The 22,751-nt window shown below is 41.7% G+C and carries 21 protein-coding genes; 11 read left to right on the top strand and 10 right to left on the bottom strand.

Features of this window, described 5'->3' with window-relative positions:
* Positions 1 to 71: 71 nt before the first annotated feature.
* The 6 genes from VMW01_11065 to VMW01_11090 all read right to left on the bottom strand — a co-directional run bounded on the left by VMW01_11065 (position 72) and on the right by VMW01_11090 (position 8,152).
* Positions 72 to 1,148 carry a methyltransferase domain-containing protein gene (locus tag VMW01_11065; GenBank protein HUW06787.1) on the bottom strand — a complete coding sequence of 359 codons (1,077 nt, stop codon included), beginning with the start codon at positions 1,146 to 1,148 and terminating at the stop codon, positions 72 to 74.
* A 245-nt stretch (positions 1,149 to 1,393) separates the two neighbouring features.
* Positions 1,394 to 1,939: a hypothetical protein gene (locus tag VMW01_11070; protein HUW06788.1), complete on the bottom strand. Its 546-nt coding sequence runs from the start codon at positions 1,937 to 1,939 to the stop codon at positions 1,394 to 1,396.
* Positions 1,936 to 4,008: a T9SS type A sorting domain-containing protein gene (locus tag VMW01_11075; protein HUW06789.1), complete on the bottom strand. Its 2,073-nt coding sequence runs from the start codon at positions 4,006 to 4,008 to the stop codon at positions 1,936 to 1,938. Before VMW01_11075 ends, VMW01_11070 begins: the two co-directional genes overlap by 4 nt.
* 37 nt (positions 4,009 to 4,045) lie before the next feature.
* Positions 4,046 to 4,375: a hypothetical protein gene (locus VMW01_11080; protein HUW06790.1), complete on the bottom strand. Its 330-nt coding sequence runs from the start codon at positions 4,373 to 4,375 to the stop codon at positions 4,046 to 4,048.
* Between the two features lie 265 nt (positions 4,376 to 4,640).
* Positions 4,641 to 7,148, bottom strand: a complete 2,508-nt coding sequence (locus VMW01_11085) for a T9SS type A sorting domain-containing protein (GenBank protein ID HUW06791.1) — start codon at positions 7,146 to 7,148, stop codon at positions 4,641 to 4,643.
* 38 nt (positions 7,149 to 7,186) lie between these two features.
* A complete protein-coding gene (locus VMW01_11090; protein HUW06792.1) occupies positions 7,187 to 8,152 on the bottom strand; it encodes a hypothetical protein in 966 nt (321 codons plus the stop codon).
* 93 nt (positions 8,153 to 8,245) lie between these two features.
* Between VMW01_11090 and VMW01_11095 the strand changes: the two genes are divergently transcribed.
* A complete protein-coding gene (locus tag VMW01_11095; protein ID HUW06793.1) occupies positions 8,246 to 9,088 on the top strand; it encodes a hypothetical protein in 843 nt (280 codons plus the stop codon).
* Here the strand turns inward: VMW01_11095 and VMW01_11100 are convergent.
* Complete coding sequence (locus tag VMW01_11100) at positions 9,085 to 9,627, bottom strand: acyltransferase (protein HUW06794.1); 543 nt, start codon at positions 9,625 to 9,627, stop codon at positions 9,085 to 9,087. The genes VMW01_11095 and VMW01_11100 overlap by 4 nt on opposite strands.
* Positions 9,624 to 10,889 (bottom strand): oligosaccharide flippase family protein, encoded by a 1,266-nt coding sequence (locus VMW01_11105; GenBank protein ID HUW06795.1) that lies wholly within the window; start codon positions 10,887 to 10,889, stop codon positions 9,624 to 9,626. Before VMW01_11105 ends, VMW01_11100 begins: the two co-directional genes overlap by 4 nt.
* A gap of 77 nt (positions 10,890 to 10,966) precedes the next feature.
* On the opposite strand from VMW01_11105, the gene VMW01_11110 reads away from it, so the two are divergent.
* The 8 genes from VMW01_11110 to VMW01_11145 all read left to right on the top strand — a co-directional run bounded on the left by VMW01_11110 (position 10,967) and on the right by VMW01_11145 (position 20,237).
* Positions 10,967 to 11,623: a DNA alkylation repair protein gene (locus VMW01_11110; GenBank protein HUW06796.1), complete on the top strand. Its 657-nt coding sequence runs from the start codon at positions 10,967 to 10,969 to the stop codon at positions 11,621 to 11,623.
* A 728-nt stretch (positions 11,624 to 12,351) separates the two neighbouring features.
* Positions 12,352 to 13,110 carry a Bax inhibitor-1/YccA family protein gene (locus VMW01_11115; protein ID HUW06797.1) on the top strand — a complete coding sequence of 253 codons (759 nt, stop codon included), beginning with the start codon at positions 12,352 to 12,354 and terminating at the stop codon, positions 13,108 to 13,110.
* 112 nt (positions 13,111 to 13,222) lie between these two features.
* The gene (locus tag VMW01_11120) at positions 13,223 to 13,486 is read left to right on the top strand and encodes a type B 50S ribosomal protein L31 (GenBank protein ID HUW06798.1); all 264 of its coding nucleotides are present in this window, start codon (positions 13,223 to 13,225) and stop codon (positions 13,484 to 13,486) included.
* A gap of 80 nt (positions 13,487 to 13,566) precedes the next feature.
* A complete protein-coding gene (locus VMW01_11125; GenBank protein HUW06799.1) occupies positions 13,567 to 14,748 on the top strand; it encodes a GlmU family protein in 1,182 nt (393 codons plus the stop codon).
* Between the two features lie 161 nt (positions 14,749 to 14,909).
* Positions 14,910 to 17,330 carry an endopeptidase La gene (gene lon / locus VMW01_11130; protein ID HUW06800.1) on the top strand — a complete coding sequence of 807 codons (2,421 nt, stop codon included), beginning with the start codon at positions 14,910 to 14,912 and terminating at the stop codon, positions 17,328 to 17,330.
* Between the two features lie 263 nt (positions 17,331 to 17,593).
* The gene (locus VMW01_11135) at positions 17,594 to 18,148 is read left to right on the top strand and encodes a porin family protein (GenBank protein HUW06801.1); all 555 of its coding nucleotides are present in this window, start codon (positions 17,594 to 17,596) and stop codon (positions 18,146 to 18,148) included.
* A 137-nt stretch (positions 18,149 to 18,285) separates the two neighbouring features.
* On the top strand, positions 18,286 to 18,774 hold the full coding sequence (gene coaD, locus VMW01_11140) for a pantetheine-phosphate adenylyltransferase (GenBank protein HUW06802.1): 489 nt from the start codon (positions 18,286 to 18,288) through the stop codon (positions 18,772 to 18,774).
* A gap of 47 nt (positions 18,775 to 18,821) precedes the next feature.
* Positions 18,822 to 20,237 (top strand): TlpA disulfide reductase family protein, encoded by a 1,416-nt coding sequence (locus tag VMW01_11145; GenBank protein HUW06803.1) that lies wholly within the window; start codon positions 18,822 to 18,824, stop codon positions 20,235 to 20,237.
* Here the strand turns inward: VMW01_11145 and VMW01_11150 are convergent.
* Positions 20,232 to 20,852 carry an NUDIX domain-containing protein gene (locus tag VMW01_11150; GenBank protein HUW06804.1) on the bottom strand — a complete coding sequence of 207 codons (621 nt, stop codon included), beginning with the start codon at positions 20,850 to 20,852 and terminating at the stop codon, positions 20,232 to 20,234. The two genes, VMW01_11145 and VMW01_11150, sit on opposite strands and share 6 nt — an antisense overlap.
* Positions 20,853 to 20,859: 7 nt before the next feature.
* Here VMW01_11150 and pyrE point away from each other — a divergent pair, with 7 nt between their 5' ends.
* Positions 20,860 to 21,492, top strand: a complete 633-nt coding sequence (pyrE, locus tag VMW01_11155; GenBank protein HUW06805.1) for an orotate phosphoribosyltransferase — start codon at positions 20,860 to 20,862, stop codon at positions 21,490 to 21,492.
* Positions 21,493 to 21,499: 7 nt separating this feature from the next.
* Complete coding sequence (locus VMW01_11160) at positions 21,500 to 21,904, top strand: hypothetical protein (GenBank protein ID HUW06806.1); 405 nt, start codon at positions 21,500 to 21,502, stop codon at positions 21,902 to 21,904.
* Between the two features lie 19 nt (positions 21,905 to 21,923).
* Here the strand turns inward: VMW01_11160 and VMW01_11165 are convergent.
* On the bottom strand, positions 21,924 to 22,751 hold an 828-nt coding region (locus tag VMW01_11165; GenBank protein HUW06807.1), incomplete at its 5' end, for a biotin--[acetyl-CoA-carboxylase] ligase.

Raw genomic sequence — 22,751 nt, forward strand, 5'->3', positions numbered from 1 at the left:
GTTCGTAACTTGAATCTATGTTTTATGGTGAGTGCATAGGAGCAACGGAAATCGGCTGAGATGCTCTCTACTCACCCCTTTTTTGTAATCACATACATTGGATATTCACCTATTTTACCAATCCATTTGGAGTGCTTTGTTTCTAGTTGCGAAATCCAATTAAGTAACTTTTCACCCCCGAGATGCTTGTGGACAAATATTTTAAGAAAGTATTTGTTTAGGCTTCGCCAGCAGTATGTTTCTATGTTTTGGCTGAACGAAAAGTGCGAATAAAACCATTGCTTACTGTGCGGGTAAAAGTATAGTCTTGGTTTTGATGCCGGACGAAGTTGCACAAAAGCCTTACCAGCAAAGTGCCGTGCAATTCGGTAGATTTGAACAGGCAAAAGTGTAATATTCATTAGCCAGCTGTGGTAGAATTGGCTGTATACAATAACGATTTTTGAATTTGGTTTTGCAACGCGGTACATCTCCTCAACGGCTTTACCTTGCTCGTCCTTTGGTACATGGTAAAGCGTATGCTGGCAAAGAACGGCATCGCAGGTGTTCTCCTTAAGTGGTAGATTGGCAATGTCGGCACAAATGAATATGCCTTCTTGGTTAGTCAGGTTCCACTTGGCTTGAATTAGCGCTTTGAAGGAAATATCGACACAAATCCGGACCGAAAAATTTTCTGAAAGTTTGATATACTCCTTTAATCCAATAGGGCCGGAGGCTACATCAAGAAGGTATTGACCTTTACTGCCCAAGTAATCTTTTGCTTTTATGAACGATTTCTTTAAGTAATTGGAAGAGACGTTTCGAAAGTCTACCCATTTGGCTGAGTCGGAGTAAATTGAGAAATTCTCATTTAGGATATAGTCTATTTCGTTGTAGTATTCGAATACTCTTTTTTTGTCGAAAGGCATCTTCTGTTGCTCGGGCAGCTCGTTACCAATATAAAATGCATACGATGGTAGGAGTAGGGCAATACCTTCGACTATGGGAAAGAAATAGGTGTTGTTGTCGTTTACCAACCCGTGGCTGAGGGTGAAATTGCCAAAGGAGTTGGGTACATCTGCCCTAGAAGGCAGATCATTAGCGCTTATTTCTCTGAGGTTTTGCTTGGTTATTGGACAGCGGAGTAGGTTGGTTTCAATGGTCGGCATGCTGATATCGGTTTAGCAACTAAAGATGAACAAAAAATGATTAATGGTAATGCTAATAAGTAAAAAAACTCCACCATTATTTTGGGTGGAGTTCTGTGTAGGATGTGCCCATTAATAGTAGAGAAAATTGTGGCAAATCATCATAACCAGTTTACAGTCAATGTGTTTATTGGATGCGCGTGTTGCTGGTTTCTTTGAGTATCCAAATGTTTTGTGCGTTTGAAATTGTCTGAAAACATGCAGGATTAGCGATTTCCTAAGTATTGCTCACCGAGAATCATTCTTTCCCCAGTGACAAGTTCATACCCCACAATTCCATACTTGTGCGTGTAGTAAAGTATGCTTATGTCGCTACTGCTGGTTGAATTATCTGTGCCTCTGTTGAGAATAAAAACATTGGAGATGGTCGTGTGCCCAGTTTTCAACGTATTGTTGAAAGAGGCCGTTCCGGTAATTGTAAAATCTATATTCCGAAAGTCGAGGTTGGTAGAGCTCATTCCCACCCGATAAATTGAAAAGCCAAAGCTGCTGGAATCATTGTTAGCTTTGATTTGGGTGGTGCTTACCTGTAATGTTTCAATGTTGTGCGTTTTGTCAGAGTTAATGGTTCTCTCTCGATTTTCAGTAACCAGAAAGGTGTCGCTCGCTGAGTTGCTGTAATATACTAGCGTATCTCCAGGGTTAAACACATAAAGTGTGCTTTTATCTAGGGTGTCGTTGGTAATATTCTGGCAGGCAAGTGCTGGAAGACTAAGAATGGCAATTGTAGCCAATGATTTTAAGACTCTCATTGTTTTACAATTTTAACGTTTGTAAAACTATCGTTGCAATATACAACTCTGAGAAAATAAATGCCATTCTGCAAGTCATTTAAATCAAAGTTGAGATTGTCTGTTACTGGTAATACTTTCTTAATTAGCATACCTGTTGTGTTATAGATTTCAATTCTGGAGATTTCTAGCGATGAAGAATTTTGAATGTTTATGTTTTTGGAGAATGGATTTGGATAAACAGAAATATCCTGGTTTGAATGCTCCAAGGAATTGTTTTGACTACTCATTGATTTTGCTAATACTTGTAATTTGTTAACAACTAGGTTATTACTGCATTGCTGATAATCTGTAAGAGAAACTTTTTGAAAGTTTAGAGGAACTTCTCCTTCTGTCATATTAGTGGCAATTCTTGCCGTAAATCCTTTGCCAACCTTGGCCTGCGCTGAAAATCCTGGCTTTAAACTTACGGTATTACCCGCAATTAAATAAACATGAAATAACAGAGAATTTATTGGTGAAGAGCAAGTGATTTGATTCCTCGCAATTGACATATACGGTATTCCTATGTATTGATGAAATTCCTGATTCTCGGGGTACCGAAAGTTGCATAGCCAATATAGATTGTGCAACAACATGTAATCAAGTCCATTATAATACCCCAGAAAAGAATTTTCTCCAAGTCGCTCTGGCCAAATTAATCTTGAAGGGGATGACCATTCATAATCATCATATTCCAGACGATTATTATTTGCTATTTTGTAGGGACCACATTCTGGTGCTTCATCAAGAAGATTTCTAATGTATTGTCTGTCTTCTTGCTTGATATAGGCAAAATTATTTGTTGATACCGACCATATTAATGGGAAATGTTCATATTTGTAAACTGGGCTTTCATTTTGTTTCTGTATTAATACTTCGTAAGGTGATTTCCCGCTAACTATGTCAATGTCTCCTGTTGCACAGAGAGATCTCGATTTATAATCGTCCAATATTTTCCACGAATTTGTAAGAGATGCGTCTGTCACATAACAAGGGATTTTTGCAATACCTATGTCTATGTATTTGGGGTATTTAATTAGTTCAAATACAGTTTCATCTCCAAAGGATAAAACTATATCCATATATGTAATTAACGGTAATGGAAGTAATGTCGTTCTTAAATAGGCTCCTAACTGTAATTCTTTTGCACCTACAGGGTGAGAAAGTAATGCTTTTGATATTTCATAACTAAATAGCATTTCATTAAATGCATCATATCCTAAAATTCTATTTCCAGCCTTGGAGAAGCCATATGATGCATACAGCATAGTGCCATCTCTTCCACCACCATTTTCATTTGGGATTAATCCTCCGTTAACCGGATTGGCTAGGTACCAAGTATATTGATAGAAATCAAAAATCCAAGGCACAGGAACAATTGGCTGTGGGTCACCTGGATGGTACATGTTTTGAAGTATTCTTTTTGTATTGTCTTGTGCGAGTTGCTTAAAGTTGATATTTATTCCATTAATAGTTTCATCATCAACTAATGCGTTTACCAATGAGAAAGATTCAAGATAATGAATACAATTGTCTAGACTATTTTGTGTGTTATCTCCTTTGTCAAAGGAGGTGTGTTGAAAATAAGGATTTATTCCATATTTATTATACTTGGTCCAAAAATCTGGCGTTGCATCATTCCTAATAAAAAATCCGTTTAAATCACTGTCAAATTGTTCTTTATTTGCCCTGTAGTATGACTCAGCGGTCTTGTCAAGTCTTTCAAAAGACTTCAGTGCATAGTATAAGGATTTTATTGTTTCAGAGTAATCTTGATGCGAGTTCTTTAATAATCTGTATTCTGTTGCTAATACAGAAATATACTGATTTAGTGCACCGTTACCATCATCCCAAGAAATAGTGTTTTTATCAGGACTTATAATTTCAGCAGGAATATTTGTTCCTGCTTCATCAAAGTTAGGACTAACATATACGAAATTTTTTAATCGCTCTCGGTAATACCAGTATTTCTTTAGGTTCTGATATGGACTTTGAGAATATATATTTGAACTAACCAATAATAGGATTAATGCAATTGTCTGTTTCATCGTTTTCATTTTTCAAATATTCAGATAAGAAAACCACCTATTTCTTCGAGTCGATTTTGTTTTTTAATTCTTTTATCTCCTCCTGTTGCTTTATTACATAGAGCGTTAACTCTTCAACCTTTTGTAAAAGTATGGCATTCATTTTGGCAACATCAACTCCCGATTCCTTAACTTCTGCTTCGCTTGGAACATCGGGTAAACATTTGTTTGTGCTAATGTATTCTTCAACCTTATCAAGACTGCGTAGCTTATAGTCTTTGTTAAATATGAAGTCGCTCCATACATCTGTTTTTATGTTTATTTGATTACTATTGTGGTTTCTTCGTTTTTTCGAATTTGAAATACAGTATCTGTCGGGACTGGCCAATATGAATTTGGAGAATCTGCTGTGTAATATCTAAACAAATAGGTACCTTCCAATAACCCTCCTAATTTTATTTCACGTGAATTATTCGTTTTAAGGTTAGAATACAGAGGTTTGTTGAAAGATGTTTGGTATAAATCTCCTTTAATTAAACCCTCTTTAGGCCAACTTGGTGGAGCGTATTGCTCTTTGATAATCAGCACAGTCTCTGTGTCTTTCTTACATGAAAGAACAATTAAAAATACGATTATTACGACACAAATATTTTTCATTTTATTATTATTTTTTTTACTACAACACTATTGTTACCTGTCAACTTCACTAAAATCAACCCCGATTTTACATATCTACCAATATTTAATTGTAAACTGCATGTGTTGGTATCTATTACGCTAGAGTATAGCACTACTCCCCCAATATCAGTTACAATGATTTTACTAAATCCATTGATGTTCATAATGTTAAAACTACCATCGCTTGGATTAGGATAAACTTCAACTTCGTTTTTCTGCAAATTTGACAGATCATTAACATCGTTCATGATTTCCTTTACGCTGTCGGCAATATTCTTATTGACTGTATCTAAATTATTGCTTTCTATGTTTTTTGAAGAGTTTGAGGAGGTAGCGTTTCTTAAATATGCTTGGTAATTATTAGTGCAATAAGTGCTTAACTCGTTACCAGTAACTGGCATTATTCTTGAATGATCTTCGTAAGGTAAGCCCAACTTTAATACCGTGCCTCGCTTAAGAACTGCTCCAGGTTTAACAACAATCTGGTTGGCTTTAAATGTTATGCTTCCATTCGACAGTATTGCACCTAATGTGTGTGAAATCTCGATTTTATTCCAAGCTCCGATTGTGGCATGATAGGGTTGAGGATTGATTAAATCTTGAGAAGTCGCATAATCCATTTGCATAGACGTTATATCCTGAAAATCAGTATTGGCATCCTCTCCGTCCACAATATTTACTGGATAGGTGTAAACCTGCAATGTCTTATATCTTTTGCCGTATGAATTTGCATTAAACTCATATTCTATCATTAAGCGCAATTTGACATCAACAGGACATTCTTCCTTATACGAAGGACAATTAGGTGGGGTCTTAGAAACCATAAAAAGAATCTCTGGTGTAATTCTATCTAGATATTCAACTGGAACAAAAGGCGTTATATACACTTTTTGTTCATCACCAATTGAGTTTAAAGTTTCGACCAATTGAAGATTCTTTATTAATTCTGTACCAAGAGGGTTTTTTGCAGTTAAAACTAGAGCCGCATATATTTTTGTATTTGAAACATTTATATTAGCATCTGAATTAAATGCGTATTTAAATGTCCCATTAAATTTATAAATATGAAACTTATATATACCGTTCCCATAAGAAGGGGCAACGTTACTAGGGTCATGAGAACAACCATTAGATTTGTAACTAAAAGACTGGATTCGTGTACTTCTAATTACAGTAGGCATTTGCAATAGCGCAAATAGGCCCAATGGTTTATTATACAGAGGGTAGTATTGCCAAGACGCAGTTGAACTATTTAAACTGCCTGGTTCGACAATAATATTTGAACCGTTATTTAGTGGAGTGTTATCTGTAAGTGTCCCACTTAATGCCATTTCTCCCTCTATAAAACTAATGTTTGGTACCTTGTGTTCCGGAAATAACTCAGCTGATAGTGCATTTGCTCCTGCACCAACAATGCCTAAACCAACAGATTTTTGAACTTTATAAAAAGGCAGATCCTTGAATGCAGAATTAAAAACAATCGCTGCACCAGGGCCAATAACTTCCTTGTCAACATTACTTGCACCACCGATTAAAGCGGCCTTAAAGACATCAATTGCCGCTGCCTCAAGTGGATCAGTAATTGGGTTTTTATATTTTGCTACTAGTTTGTTGATATTACTATATGTTAAAGCCCCTCCTTTGACATCAAAGCCGTCTTTATATACTGCTGTTAAAAAATCTTCCCTGTTTAATAGGGGTGAATTCCCAGATGCGTCAAGTGGTACCGAAGTGGCAATTAATCGTCCACTTAATTTTAAATCAGCGTTATTTACAAGAGAGAAATCTGTCTCAATTTCAGATTTTTTATTGCAATTACATGGATCATAGCTCAATTGAAAATCAGCAGAAACGAATCCTCTATTTGAAGCAAAACCTGATGTTTGTGCTATCTCAGTTACATCTGTCTTTTGATCAAGTGGTTGTGCTGTTTTTCCATAAAAATTAAGTAGGGCAGAAACATTTAGATCTGAAATATTTCTAAAACGTAATGTTGTTTCTACCTTGTCATTAGCACCTAACCCATCAAATGCGGCAATCACCCTTAGAGTCCCTGTGTATTTGTTATAGAACATAAAATACGGTCCGATCCTGTTTTTAAGAGGATCCGTGATTAAATTGCCCCATGGGTCTATCCCGTTGTTTTTATATAATAACTCCCATCCATCTTTTGGATCGAAATTTAAGGATAGCGTTTCTTGTTGTTCTGTTAACGTCGTTTCGTAGTCATATAAATTAAAGTGTCTTTGATATATTTCTCTTTTGTAGTATGGATTACCAATGTCAATGGCGTTATTTCCATTGTTAAAATGTCCGTCAGGATGATAAACAGAAAAATTCCTTTCTTCCCAGTTAAAATGATTTGCCAATTCAGGCCTTTCTGTATTTATAGGACCTTTCGGGTCAGTCGTAATAATGGATTGAGAATAAACAAAATTACTACACAGCATGAACGATAGTAAAATGCAATTTGCTCGTTTCATCGTTTTTGTTTTTCAAATTTTCAGATAGGAAAACCACTCTATTTCTTCGAGTCGATTTTGTTTTTTAATTCTTTTATCTCCTCCTGTTGCTTTATTACATAGAGCGTTAACTCTTCAACCTTTTGTAAAAGTATGGCATTCATTTTGGCAACATCAACTCCCGATTCTTTAACTTCTGCTTCGCTTGGAACATCGGGTAGGCACTTATTTGCGTTAATGTATTCTTCAACCTCATCAAGACTGCGTAGCTTATAGTCTTTGTTAAATACGAAGTCGCTCCAAACATCTGTTTTTACGTTTATTTCTGTAGCGTATACCGTTCCATCAATTCTTACAGTTTTGTTGTTGAGAATAGCGAACCAGTTTCCATTCTTTCTGTCACCAAATTTGATATAACTATTCCCGTCTCCAGTATTGTTTGTAATATGGAATATCATACCTTGTCTGTCAGTATATGGCGCTGATACATTAGTGGAGAATGTTCTAAAAACGACATCTTTTTGCTTTGAGTTTTCAACAAAAGACCAATCACCTGATGCGACGCCAATAAGTAGACCATAATTGTCACACCTAAGTTGAAATCCTGGATTGGCATTATTGTAGACTGCAAACGTTACATCACTTTGGTCTCGTCCAATTCCTACACATCCATTCTGTTTAATGAATATCCGACTAGTCCCTCCTGTTTGAAGTTTTAAGTCGAGTCCACTGTAGGAACTTAGTGCTCCATTCATAACAATTCCTTTGTTAAAGTAGTGAAAAGGTAGACTGGTATTGTTGTGGCTATAGGAACTATTTTGCGCACCTATCTCCGTTGTACCATAGTTAGTTGTGATGATAAGTGTTCCCAATGAGCCATTGGAGGTAGATCGTTGCGGTGCAGAACTTTTCGGGGTTAGTGCTTGAATGGTGTCGCTTTGAACATTCAGCGTTGTATCTTTGTCTTGTGCAAATGTTGTGCTGATAATAATTAGCAATAATGTAAGTAAGGTTAGGTTTTTCATGGTTTCAATTATTTTTATGTATTTGACAAAAATATTATATACGATGACGAAGGTCAATTTTTATCGTATGTTATTTAACATAAATTAACATTTATGATTAAGAAAATATCATTTGTATTTTTATTGGTTATTCTTTTTGCAACCCTTATTTTGTTATGCTCGTTCCCTAGAGTAAAATCTCATATATCTGAACGTGTGCTAGTTTCCGAAACCTTTGAGAAGTTTCCAGTGGGGAAACTTTCATTTGCATCGCTGGCCTCCGATATTGGAAATACAGAGCTAGCCTGCGGTAAGCTGGACTGGCTGAAGTTTGAGTTGGGTATTACGCCATACCCTATCTTTATAAAATGCGATACAGGAAATAAATACCTGAGTGTGCTGCTGCAGCTGGGGAACACTATGCCGGTAACTGGCTCTCAATGGGATGTGCTGCTCGACTCCTCCTACCGGGAGCTAACCCTGTCGTATCGGGTTAAGTTCGACAGCTCGTTCGTATTTAAACCCGGGAAGTTGCCCGGAATAAGAGGCGGAGTTCAGGTGGCAGGTGTAAGACCTAATGGGAAAGACGGATTAGCCGCTCGCCTAATGTATTGGAAGGGAGGACGGCTGAGCCTTTACTTATACCATCCAGAGCAACCACGTGGCTTTGGCGATATTCTCTTTACGAACGGGAATGACAGTTCCACCTTCTGCTTTTCCGTAAATCGATGGTATGAGGTGGCGCTCCACGTAAAACTAAACGACGTTGGAGCACGCAACGGGTTGGTGTATGCAACGATTGATGGCGTTGAGGTGCTGCGAAAGGAGAACCTCCGTTTTCGCGATATTCCCACGTTGGGGTTGGATAAGCTCAGCTTTTCTGTTTTTGCCAACGAGATTGCCCCGTCGAAGGACGAGCATATCTACTTTGATGATTTGGTGCTTAATACAAACTAGGCAATAGGTTGCTTGAACTCGTATTTTTCCAACCTCTTTATCACCTTTGCCGGATTCCCCGCCAGCACCTGATCGCCCTCGGGGAACGACTTGGTAACCACCGCTCCGGCAGCCACCACCGTGTGCTCGCCTAACGTTACTCCGGGAAGAATAATGCAGTGGGTGGTGAGCAGTGAATCTTTCCCAATAACAATTGGCTCCTCAGCTTTATATTGGAGGTAGTTGGTGAGGTTATGATCCATGCTTATGATGGAGACGTAGGGGCCGATCCACACGTTTTCTCCAATAACAATCCCATTTCGTCCATCGAGGTAGCACCCCGGTGAGAAGCCAGGGGCCTTGGTTCCCCGTGCAATTTTTTCGGGAGCCTTTACCTTGCTGGTGAAGTGCACCGGCCAGGGAACGCTACCGTTGATGCGTAGAATTTTTTGGTAAAAAATCATGGCCAGAATCGTTCGCTTAGAGTAGGTGTCGAAGTTGAAGCCGGGGTAAAAAAGCCTAGCGAAACAGGTGAATAGCTTATTAGTATAGTTGTTCATTCCTCAGCCTTGTGGTTTTTTACAAAATAGAGTCCTAGCAATGCAAGTAGGAAATAGAGCGTTCCTGCAATTGCAGCGTAGTAAGCAATAAAGGTATAAAAGTTTTGACTTCGTCCAATTGCAACCCAACTTGCCATTATTGCAAGAAATGCGGCCTGCCAAATTAGCAATTCCCTGTTTTTTCCAATGGAGGCAAAGGCCATGCTTACGCACCTTGTGCCAAAATTAAAGATGGCCATTGGCGCCAGCAGTCCGGTGATTATCCCTGCTGAACCCCAATTTGCACCCAGCACGAAGGTGGTGATGGACTGTCCCAAAAAGATGAAAGGCAGCAATATGATGGTGGCCCCCGCTAGGGTTATGATAAGTGAAGTGATATACATTTTTACCTTCTGCTTCGATAAGGTAAACCGTTGGTAGAAAATGGTGCTGAAGGCTGCTCCAACCATTTCTAATGGAATGTATACAAGTTTAAATGCACGTTCATATTGACCCGACAGTGCACTTCCCCAAATAAAGCCAATGGATAGCAATAAAAGGTTCACCGAGACTAGATTAAGGAGATTCATCGGCATGGAGTAGCGAGGAAATCGATTGTATTCCTTAGCCTCGGAGGGCAATTTATTTATTTTGGAATGGCGAATGAGATGGCGCCATTTTCGCCAGTGTTTTTTGGATAGAATGACAATGGAGGCTAGCTGAGCCGAAAAGTAGCTAAAGGCCAGTCCAAATATTCCTGTAGGGTATATGATTCTTGGTGTTCGTAGTAGGTTGGTTGTGGTCGATGAAGCAAGCTGCGCATTGGCTAGCCTACCATAATCTCCGATCCTGTTTAGGTAACTTTGAATAGTATTTACAGTTCCATTAATTAAAATAGCAGCGGGAAGAAACCAAAGTAACACTCGATGCTCAATGGAGTAGCCTGCGATGTTTGCAATGAGAACAAATATTACAATGGCGCAAAAAACAACAACAGATGTCCACAATGTGGAGAATAGCGAAAGCAAAAATAGATTTCTAGCCTTTTTCTCCTGCTTTGGAAGCATTATGGCTTGGTCGTACTTTCCGGTAGCCGTTGATCCAATAATATTTGCAGTGGCAATAAAGATGGCGAATACGCCCAACTCTATGTCGGAGTATAGCCTGGATATCACCGCAATAAAGGCGAAGTTGATTATCTGCGCAGCAGCTCCACCACCAAACAGTCTTGCAAAATCCTTTACAAAGCCATTGCTGGAAATTGATGAGATTAATCTGCGCATGGAGCAATTTTTATGTAGAGAAAAAATAATGTTAAGCCCAAAGGCTTTTTACTAATTTTGTCATCAAATCTACAAAAATGAATTCTTCCGAGAAATTCTTTAAGCTGCTGGGTGAACTTTTTCAGGAAAAGAATGGCCAGGTTGCCGAAACCATGCTCAACCTTGGGGTAATTTACAAGGTGAACTACGGCGTGTCGCTGGCAACCATCAGGGCGGTTGCGGTTAAGTATGGTCCCGACCACGAGTTGGCGCTGCAGCTCTTTGAGCACGACTCGCGCGAGGCCAAGATTGCAGCAACGTTAGTGGATGATCCGGCGCAGGTTACCCCTGAGCAGATGGATGGCTGGGCACTAGAATTTCTCAACGGGGAGCTGGTGGAGCAAGTTTGCGCCAACCTCTTCCGGCACGTGGAGTATTCGCTGGCTAAGAGCTTTGAGTGGTGCCTCTCCGAAAAACCATTTTTGAAAAAGGCCGGATACCTACTCTCCGGCTATGCTGCAAAAAATGCCGACTACCGCAACCAGCAGCAGCTACCCTATCTCGAAATGGCAGAGAGTGATGCTCCCCATAGCGACGTTCACCTGAGAACGGCCATTGCCTTTGCCCTTCGCGAAATAGCCCTACGGAACGAGGAGTGTAGCCTGGAGGTTAAGGTGCTGCTCGCCAAGCTTTCATCCAACTCCGACAGCTCCTCCGCGTGGATCGTTGAGGAGGTTGCTGGGCTTATTGGTTAGCAGACTAGGCTTTTACGGAATTTCTTATTGATAGCGACACAGAGTCCCACAGGGTTTAGGTTAAAGATTGTAGGTGGCTCTTGGAATCTTTGGTGGTTGCAGTGCATGGCAGCTGGAGTGCGGTGAACAATATTGGAGCGTGCACCGCTCCGTTTTGGAAGGTGAGGTCAACCCCGCCCTAAAGTGCGGGGAAAAGATAATGGTGTTGTCACTCGTCACTCTGTAACCCATCACTTTTCAGTCACCTGTCACTAAATAATGTTTTGGGGAAGGGTTGTAAAATATATGCTTTAGGTTTGCCTTTGCACAACTTCAAATTCTCTAACTTCTCTAACTTCTTTGACTTCTTTGACTCCTTTGACTCCTTTTTTCACCCATCGGTGATTGCGGTGCATTGCTACTGCAGAACATTAAACACCTTTCGAGCGTACACCGCTCGGTTTTGGAGGGTGACGTCAACCCCGCCCTATAGTGCGGAGTAATGATTACCAGCCTTATATCCGGTCTTTTAGTAACCTGTAACTCTGTAATCGGTCACTCTGCGTAACTTGTAACTTTGTCACTCGTTACTTTATTACCGGTCACTTTTCAGTCACCTGTCACTGAATAAGGTTTGGGGAAAAGGCTTCGGTCTCTATATTCAAATAACCTATTTTAACTGCATAGTTTTTAATTTTATTTCTAAAAATATTATCTTCGCCGCCTAAAATATTTAACAAAAAACGAATATGGCACTTTTTGGAAAGACTTCAAATCCGGCCATGCGCAGCGAAATATTTGCGTCTGCAAGCCGCGATACAACCTCTACTGAGGTAATGACCGTAAATGGCGCAATCAACAAGTCGTTGCTGCTGCTCCTCCTGATTTTACTTGGTGGATCGTACACTTGGAAGGTGGCTTTTGACAACCTAAATCCAGGCGCAGTTACCCCATGGATGATTGGTGGAGCAATAGGTGGACTCATCACCGCTCTAATCATAATTTTTAAACCAACCACCGCTAGAATTGCTGCACCCATCTATGCCATTTTTGAGGGGCTTTTTCTAGGTGGTATTTCAGCCTATTTCGAGGCTGCCTACCAAGGAATCGTAATTCAGGCTGTTGCGTTAACTATTGGTACATTGCTTATTATGCTCTTTGTATACCGCACTGGTATAATTAAGGTGAATAAGCAGTTTATGGCTGGAATTGTAGCGGCAACCGGAGCCGTTGCGCTTTTCTACATCATCAGCATGTTTATAGGTTGGTTTGGTGGCAATACTTCGTACATAACTGGTAACAGTAACCTTAGCATTATTATCAGCGGGGTTATTGTTGTTATTGCTGCCCTTAATTTAGTGGTCGATTTTCATATTATTGATGAGGGCGCAAAGCAAGGTGCTCCCAAGTATATGGAGTGGTATGGTGCGTTTGCTCTCATGGTAACCTTGGTTTGGTTATACCTTGAGCTGCTGAAGTTGCTTGCAAAGGTTTCAAGCAGAAGGTAGAGCGCAGTTGCCCTTTAAAAATTTCAAGGGTAACCCTTTGAAATTTTGATAATAGTATTTACTTTTGCAGGCCGCTGGCAGATGGAATTGGCAGCGTTAAAAAACAGGTAAAATGAAAAAAGGAATTCATCCAGAGAACTATAGGATTGTGGCATTTAAGGATATGTCCAACGACCACATTTTCCTTACCAAGTCCACCGCTGTAACCAAGGAGACAATCATGGTTGACGGTACTGAGTATCCCGTAATAAAGCTTGAAATTTCAAGTGCTTCGCACCCATTCTTCACCGGTAAGATGAAGTTGGTTGACACTGCTGGCCGTATCGATAAGTTCAAAAATCGCTACAAGGCTCACCTCGACAAGCAGGGCAAATAAGCACCTTAGACATAGAATTGAAGCTCCGGTCTCGGGGCTTTTTTTATATCTTTACCTCTTCAACCATTATTCGTAATACAATGTCAAGCCTTGTCCTTTTCGATAGCAATCACCGCGATTTACTTCCGTTGACCTTTACCCGGCCGGTGGCTGAAATACGCGTTGGCATTCTTACCATCACCCGGAAGTGGGAGATGTTTTTGGGGTTAAAGGCTTCATTTTATACTGAAGATTACCTGCAGGAGAAGTATCCGATGGTTCTTACCGACGATAACCTGCTGGTAAATGGTGGCGTTATTCCAGAAAGAGAACTTGCCAAAAGAGTCAGCACGCTTAGCTTTGGAGAGGCTCTCACATGGAAAGGCGAGCTCATTGCTGCCAGAGCCAGCTCTTCTGAGGCTAGTAAAATACTCTCGGGAGATTTAACTGGTCTTCGCGTTCACAATCTCGATGCCGAACCAGTAAAAGTAGCTCGGCCCTACGATATTTTTAGGTTAAACGGTCAGGCCATTCACCTCGACTTTGAGGAGCTTACCCTTGGAAGAAAATCGGCATCCCTCAGCTCTACCAACCGGGTGATTGCACCCGAAAATGTGTTTGTAGAGGAGGGAGCCTATGTGGAGTGCTCTATAATTAATGCCTCTACTGGTCCTATTTATATTGGTGAACATGCCGAAATCATGGAAGGATCGATTGTTCGCGGGCCATTTGCCCTCTGCGAGCACTCTTCCCTTAAAATGGGAGCCAAGATTTATGGGCCTACCACCATTGGGCCCTACTCCAAGGTGGGTGGCGAGATAAATAACAGCGTAGTATTTGGCTATAGCAACAAAGCCCACGATGGCTTTTTGGGCAATTCGGTAATTGGCGAGTGGTGCAATTTGGGCGCCGACACCAATAACTCAAACTTAAAAAACAACTACGAAGAGGTGAAGCTCTGGAGCTATAGCGAAGAGAGGTTTGTTAAAACCGGTCTTCAGTTCTGCGGGCTCATCATGGGCGACCATTCAAAGTGCGGAATCAACACCATGTTCAACACAGGAACCGTTGTGGGGGTTAGCGCCAATATTTTTGGTGATGGTTTTCCACGCAACTACATTCCGTCCTTTTCGTGGGGTGGGGCAGCGGGTATGGTGGATTATCTATTAGAAAAAGCGCTTCAAACTGCGGAGAAGGTGGTGGCACGGCGTGGTATTGATCTTTCAGAAGTTGATAAAAAAGTGCTGCAGCACATTTACGATAACACGCCACGTTATCGATAGCCTTTTTGGGAGTGCTGCAATGATGCTTTTTACGTCAAGGTGATAGTGCCTTTCCTCTTTGGCACGATGGTTGCCTTAATCAGATTCCATTTATTTATATCCGCAAGGGTGACAAATTGTCTTGGTTGATAGGTATGTATAACATTAAAATCGAAAATATTTTGTTTTCAAACGCATTAGACAACGATTCAGAGTTTATCCCGATTCTCGCTGAAGAGGATGAGGATTCACTAAATAAGCTTTCAGTTCCAGAGGTGCTGCCAATTCTTGCACTTCGGAATACCGTTTTGTTCCCCGGTGTGGTTATCCCCATTACGGTTGGTCGCGATAAATCGCTTCGGCTTGTGAAGGAGGCTTACGCTGGAAACAGGCTACTGGGGGCGGTTTCACAGATCAATCCTCAGGTGGAAGATCCTCATGGAAAGGATCTTTATCAGATAGGAACAGTGGGAACCATTCTTAAGGTGCTTGAGTTGCCAGATGGGTCACACTCAGTGATTATACAGGGAAATAGACGGTTCGAGGTGAAGAAGATGGTGTCCGAAAATCCATACTTCATGGCAGAGGTTGCCTTGCTAAACGATGACCTGCCATTTTTACCGTCTTCGGAGTTTGATGCCATTGTTGGCTCCATCAAGGATTTGGCGTTTCGCATCATTAAGCTATCGCCAAGCATTCCTCCCGAGACGGCCTTTGCTGTTAAAAATATTGAAGGACCTCGGTTCCTAATCAACTACATTAGCTCCAACACCGACCTAACCCACGTGGAGAAGCAAAAGTTGCTGGAGATTAATGAGCTTAAGGAGAGGGGGTACGTTCTGCTTCAGCATCTTACTCGTGAGGTGCAGCTGCTGGAACTTAAGAACGATATTCAAACCAAGGTAAAGCTCGATCTTGATCAGCAGCAGAGAGAGTACTTTCTACAGCAGCAAATAAAAACAATTCAGGACGAGTTGGGCGGTAACCCCATTGAGCAGGAGATTATAGACCTAAAGCTGCGGGCAAAGAAGAAAAAGTGGGGAAAAGAGGTTGCCAAGGTTTTTGAGAAGGAGGTGGCCAAGCTGGAACGAATGAACCCTGCCGCTGGCGAGTATTCAGTACAGCTCACCTACATTGAACTGTTGCTCGATTTGCCTTGGGATAAAGTTAGCAAGGACAACTTCGATTTGAAGCATGCCGAAAAGGTTCTTGAAGAGGATCACTTCGGGCTCGAAAAGGTGAAGGAGAGAATATTGGAGCATTTGGCTGTGCTAAAGTTGAAAGGCGACCTGAAGTCACCCATTCTCTGCCTGTATGGCCCTCCCGGTGTGGGTAAAACCTCCCTTGGAAAGTCAGTTGCCAGAGCTATAGGCCGCAAGTATGGTCGTATTTCGTTGGGTGGGTTGCACGATGAGGCTGAGGTTAGAGGTCACCGCAAGACGTACATTGGCGCCATGCCCGGCCGTATTATTCAAACCATAAAGAAGGTACAGACCTCCAACCCTGTTATTATTCTCGACGAGATTGATAAGGTGGGAACAGATTTTCATGGCGATCCGGCATCAGCATTGCTAGAAGTTCTGGACCCTGAGCAGAATAATGCATTTCACGATAACTACCTCGAGGTTGATTACGATCTCTCGAAGGTTCTTTTCATTACCACGGCCAACAATCCGGCAACCATTAGTCCTGCATTGCGCGATAGAATGGAGATGATTGAGGTGAGTGGATACATTGTGCAGGAGAAAATTGAAATTGCAAAGCGACACTTGCTACCTAAGCAGCTAGAAAATCATGGGGTGAAGAAAAATCAGCTCATGTTGGACGACCAAGTGCTTGAGTTTGTAGTCGACAGCTATACAAGGGAGTCTGGCGTTAGGGCCATGGATAAGAGGATTGCTAAAATTGTTAGGCACATAGCCCGCAAAATTGCCTTTGAGGAGAAATACAATAAGCATCTCACCAAGGAAGATGTCCAACAAATTATGGGCATTCCCGATTTTGAGAAGGACAGCTACCAGGGTAATGAATTTGCTGGCGTTGTAACAGGACTTGCTTGGACTGAAACTGGAGGCGAAATTCTATACGTTGAGACGAGCCTCAGCAAAGGTAAGGGAGGCTTAACCTTAACTGGTAATCTCGGCGATGTTATGAAGGAATCGGCCGTGATTGCTCTCGAATACATTAAGTCGCACGCTGAGAGTTTTGGCATCGATCCAGAAGTTTTTGAGCGGTGGAATGTGCATATTCACGTTCCAGAGGGAGCCATTCCAAAGGATGGACCTTCGGCAGGAGTGACCATGGCAACCTCTATTGCCTCGGCATTTACCCAGCGAAAGGTGAGAAATAACTTGGCCATGACAGGTGAAATTACGCTTCGTGGCAAGGTGCTTCCGGTTGGTGGAATAAAGGAGAAGATACTGGCTGCCAAAAGAGCAGGTATTAGCGAAATTATTCTTTCGGCTGAAAATCAAAAAAATATTGAGGACATAAAGGATATCTACCTAGAAGGGGTGTCGTTCCACTACGTTAAAACCATTTCGGAGGTGATTGGCTATGCACTTTTAGAGGAACTGATTGATAAGCCACAGGTGATAAGTTAGAACTCAAATTCCAAGAATATTATTGAGGCTATGGCAAGGTGCCATGGCCTTTTTTTTACGAGTTAGGTTTTCGGCATTTCGTTTAACGAAAAAACGGCAGAGTCTTACGTTCTCTTCATATGGCTTGCCATTTAAAAGAAAATGATATTTAATAGCATTTTTATTCTTAATATTGTGTAAGAACATTATGATAGAGTACCAATGAAATTTGCGGAAGCCGAAAAGCATTATAGAGTAGGCACTACTAACCTAATTTCTTTACCATGAAAGTAAAAGTACTATTATTGGCTGTCTTTGCATTTGTTGCAATGAATGTAAAGGGTCAGGACCTTAAGTTTGGAGCTAAAGCCGGCTTGGGTATTTCGAATATGGGTGGCGATGCAGATGCAAAGTCGAAGGTTGGATTTCATTTTGGTGGATTTGCCCAGTATGGCATTAACGAGAATATGCTGATTCAGCCTGAGGTGCTCTTTTCCTTCGAAGGAGCAAAAAGCAAGAGCGATGACAAGAGTATTAACATGACATATCTGAATATTCCTATAATGGTCGTTTACAAGATCGGGGCTGTTCAGGGGTTGAGCGTTGAAGCTGGTCCTCAGCTGGGTTTTCTGCTCGGAGCAAAATATGATGGGAATGATGTTAAGGATAGCTTTAAGGGAACCAATTTCTCACTCGACCTTGGTGCAGGCTACGCGATCAACGATAATATTTCGGCAGGAATTCGTTACTGCATAGGGTTGTCGGATATCAATGATATTGGTTTAGGCGGTTCAATTACCGAAAGCAACTTTATGATTAGTTTGGCTTATAAGTTTTAAAATACATAATAGATAGATTGATATTAGCCACCACAAAAATGTGGTGGCTTTTTATTTTGACCGATACCATTTATTGAATTATTGATTCTTCTGCGCTGTTAAAATTATTATCTTTCGGCGTTACAATAACTTTGATTATGCCGAAATCAGTAGCCGTATTTCCAGGTTCGTTCGATCCGTTTACCATTGGCCACGAGTCCATCGTGCTGCGCGGTCTCGACCTTTTCGACCACATTATTGTTGCCATTGGCTATAACTCAAGCAAGCGTAGCCTCTTCCCTCTTGAAGCACGCATTCGGATGATTAATAAGGTGTTCGAAGGGAATAATAGAGTCTCGGTGGATAGCTACCAGGGGCTCACGGTTGATTTCTGCCGGAGCATTCATTCTCATTTTATTATTCGTGGTCTCAGAACTGCTGCCGATTTTGAGTTTGAGCGCGCCATTGCTCAAGTAAATAGAATGATGGATAAGGATATGGAATCGGTATTTCTGCTTACCTCCCCTGAGTTTACCCCTATTAATTCAACCATTGTTCGCGATATTCTTGTTCATGGAGGCGATGCAGCCATGTTTCTCCCTTCTTCAATAAATATCGAAGATTATGCCGATGAAATGAATCGGTAAATAATTTTTGCGATAAGGCATCGTTTCTTAAGCACAAAACCTCTGGCATGCGTAAAATATTTGGTTTTTCTCTTTTGGCCACTCTCTTGTTATGGCCAAGTTTTCTTATGGCTCAGCGTGTAACTATCTCCTCTTGCGCCCCTGAATACGATGGCATGAATCTGGTGTTCTATCGCTACTCCGATAGAATTTCTAACACCACCGATAGCTTGGCTGGTGCTAAGCTCGACTCGAATGGATGCTTTACAGCTTCCTTTGTGCTTGAGGAAACCACTTGTGTTTATGTTGACTTGGGAGCAAACCGAGGCTATTTCTTTGCCGTTCCCGGGAAATCCTACCATCTTATTTTGCCACCGTTTGCCCCACTCCGTGAAGCAGATAGGCTTAACCCTTTTTTCAAACCGGAGCTGATGCAGCTTGGAGTGGAGGAATCCCAACCTGGTGAGCTAAACTATATGATTGGAACCTTCGACATTTTTTTTAACGATAGCTATAACAATGCCGTTGATGAGGCATACTCTCTGAAACGACCAATTGTTGTAGATACACTAATTGCCAAGCTCGATACTATTTATCAACGATACAATAATTCCTACTTCAACAGCTATCGCTACTACCGTATTGGGTTACTCGAGCAGATGACCCTCTACAAAAAAGCGCGGGCACTTTCGGATGCATACTTCCTCAACAAGCCCGTTGAATACACGAATCCTGCCTACATGGACCTATTTAACAAGGTATACGACAGATACTTCGTCTTCTTTTCGCGCTCTAAAATGGGCAGTCACATATTTTCCGCCATCTCGCAGCATCAGAGCTATGCTGAACTCAAGCGCGTTTTGCGACAGGATAAGGTACTCGCAAATGACACCTTACTTGAGGCGGTAATTCTGAAAGGGCTGCACGATGGTTTTTATGATGATAAGTTTCCTCGCTCCTCAATGCTTGTTATTCTAGACTCTTTATACTTTAACACAACCATTCCGGAGCATAGGATTATTGCTGAGAATATTAGAGAGAAGGTTACAAAGCTGCTGCCCGGTTTTATACCTCCCAGTTTTGTGCTTACCGATGCTAACGGAAAGAAGCGGAGCTTGGCAGATTTTAAGGGGAAGTACATCTACCTGAATTTTGCTACCTCAGCCAGCTACACGTGCCTTGAGGAGTTTAAGGGTATGAATAAGATTTACCAGAAGTATGGAAAGTATCTGGAGGTGGTTTCCGTAATGGTAGACGAAAGCATGGACGACGTGAAAAGCTTTTTGGAGCAAACGGGATATCGGTGGACCTTTCTCGACTACAAGGATCATCCAACGATTATCAAGGATTTCGATGTTAGGGCTTACCCAACCTATTTCCTCATTGGTCCCGATGGAAAAATGTTGCTCTCCCCTGCACCAGGACCCACCGAAAATTTTGACCTGAAATTCTTTGATATTCTTAAGGAAGCTGGTAAGTTATAGCATGGTAGCCACACCTCGTTGAATTACATCTATTAAGGATGCATACGTGTTATCAAGGTATTGGTCAACTGCAGTTGGTTTAACCCATTTAACTTCTTGAATGTCCTCCTCTAGCTGGGGCTGGGGCTGTTCGTTACCCGAAAACTGCATTAAAAACCAGATGGTCTTTTTCATGGACGGAATGCCATTAAGCTTATAGGTGTGATAGGTTTCGCCCAAAGGTGCTTTGATAGTAAGGTTTTGAATGCCGCACTCCTCTTGAACTTCACGTATTGCAGTTTCGCTTGGTATTTCACCCTTCTCGGCTTTCCCCTTAGGAAGATCCCACTTTCCGTGGCGGTATATGAGTAGAAATTCGCCCTTTTCGTTGGTAACAAATCCTCCCGCTGCTGCAATCGACATGAAATGAAAGCTGAAAAACTTGAAGGTCTCTGCAGCATCCTCCGAAATAATTATTGCCCGATGGATGTCGTTGGTGTTGTAAAAATACTTTAGAATTCGCGAAAGCTCAGCGGAATGGGTGAGGTGGTAGTAAAAACCATCTTCCAATGTGGTTGGATTATACCCTTTACCAACAAACTCAATATATCTATGGTTGAAAAAAACTTTATACATTTGCCCCATGAAAAGAGTTGAAAAGGATATTGCCCGCGATCTTTTGCAAATTAATGCAATTAAATTAAACCTTGCAAGCCCGTTTATTTGGGCTTCCGGCTGGAATTCTCCCATATACTGCGACAATAGAAAAACACTTGCCTACCCGAAGGTTAGAGACACCATTCGGGACCATTTTTGCGAGATAATTCGTGAGCAGTTCCCCAATGTTGATGCCATAGCTGGTGTGGCTACCGGAGCCATTGCCCATGGAGTTTTGGTTGCAGAGAAGCTAAATCTTCCCTTTTCCTACATCCGTTCGGCACCAAAATCGCATGGACTTACCAACCTTATTGAAGGGGAAGTGAAGGTAGGGCAAAAGGTTGTGGTGGTGGAGGATTTGATTTCTACTGGAGCCAGCAGCCTTGCTGCAGTGGATGCACTTAGGAATGCCGGTTGTGAGGTGCTAGGTATGGTTGCCATTTTCACCTATGGCTTTCCCCAATCGCAGCAGGCGTTTCTTGCGGCTAACTGCTCGCTTATAACGCTCAGCAGCTACAATTCTCTCATTGAGGAGGCGCTCGAAATGGGCTACATAGAGAAGGCGAGCATGACGCCACTGGCAGAATGGCGCAACAATCCTGAAATCTGGAAAAAATAGTTTATCAATGGATAAGTTCGAAAGCAAAGTCGTTACCTTGAATCGTAACGGCGAGGATATTTACAACTTCATTTCAAAGTTTAGCAATTTCACTCCATTTATTCCTGCCGATAAGGTGGAGGGGTGGAGCGCTACCGAAGACACCTGCAAGCTAAAGGTGCAGGGGATTGAAACTGGCCTCAAAATTATTGAGCGTACACCATTTCATACCATAAAAATTACTGGCGATGGGGCTCCACTTGAGTTCTTCCTGTGGGTTCAGTTAAAGCAGGTGGCCGAGAATGATACAAAGATGAAGCTTACCATTAATGCGGAGCTCAACTTTATGATGAAGGCTCTGCTTAAGAACAAACTTTCAGAGGGGCTCGATGCGATGGCTGACCAGATCGCAATGGTTGTCAATAGAATGTAGGAGGATGTAAGCCCAATGGCTATAGCACGTAGCCAACCTCCTTAAAAGCATAGGCGGCTTGATCACCGTTGACCACCTCGAGTATAAGTTCGCCTGTTCTTTTAACGTCTGCTATTTTGGCAGTAAACTGCCCCTTGTCCGTTTCGAAGGTGTGATAGCCCTCTTTCCTGAATAGGCTGTAGCGGTACTCCTCGTGCAGGCTAGCAATCTTGTGTTCGTTAAGCATTGCATAACGCGCAAAGAGGTGCTGAATTGTAACCTCGAGCAACTCCTCCAGATCGAATTCTTTGCCGCTCTCCATGGCGAGCGATGTTGGGTTCGGCAGGTTGGCAGGGAAAATACGTTGGTTTACATTTATTCCTATGCCGATCACGGAGGTCTCAATAAAGGCACCCATAATGGAGTGTTCAAGGAGAAGACCACCAACTTTCTTGGCACCAAGGTAGATATCGTTTGGCCACTTAATGGTCAGTTCTTCAGTATCTATTAGGCTTGCAATAGCATCCAACACTCCAAGTGCAGTTGCCTCCGAGAGTGAAAATTGTTGATTTACTGCCAGCTGTTCAGGGAAAAAGGCCAAGCTAAATGTAAGGTTTTGTCCGGGTTCAACTTCCCACCTATTTTCTCGTTGCCCCCTGCCTCCAAACTGGTCGAGGGTCCAGATTACCGTGTCAGACTCAATGCTATGCTCGGCTAGCATTTTCTGGGCCAATAGGTTGGTTGAATTTACTCTTGGAAACTTCAGAATTTTAATTTCCTTGCTCATTTGGTGGTTGGTTAAAAGGACAAAGGTAGCTAAGAGTAACTGCATTGTCATGGTGGTTCGTATTAAACGATTTAGAACGTG

It is taken from the genome of Williamwhitmania sp. (assembly GCA_035529935.1).
Lineage (GTDB): Bacteria > Bacteroidota > Bacteroidia > Bacteroidales > Williamwhitmaniaceae > Williamwhitmania.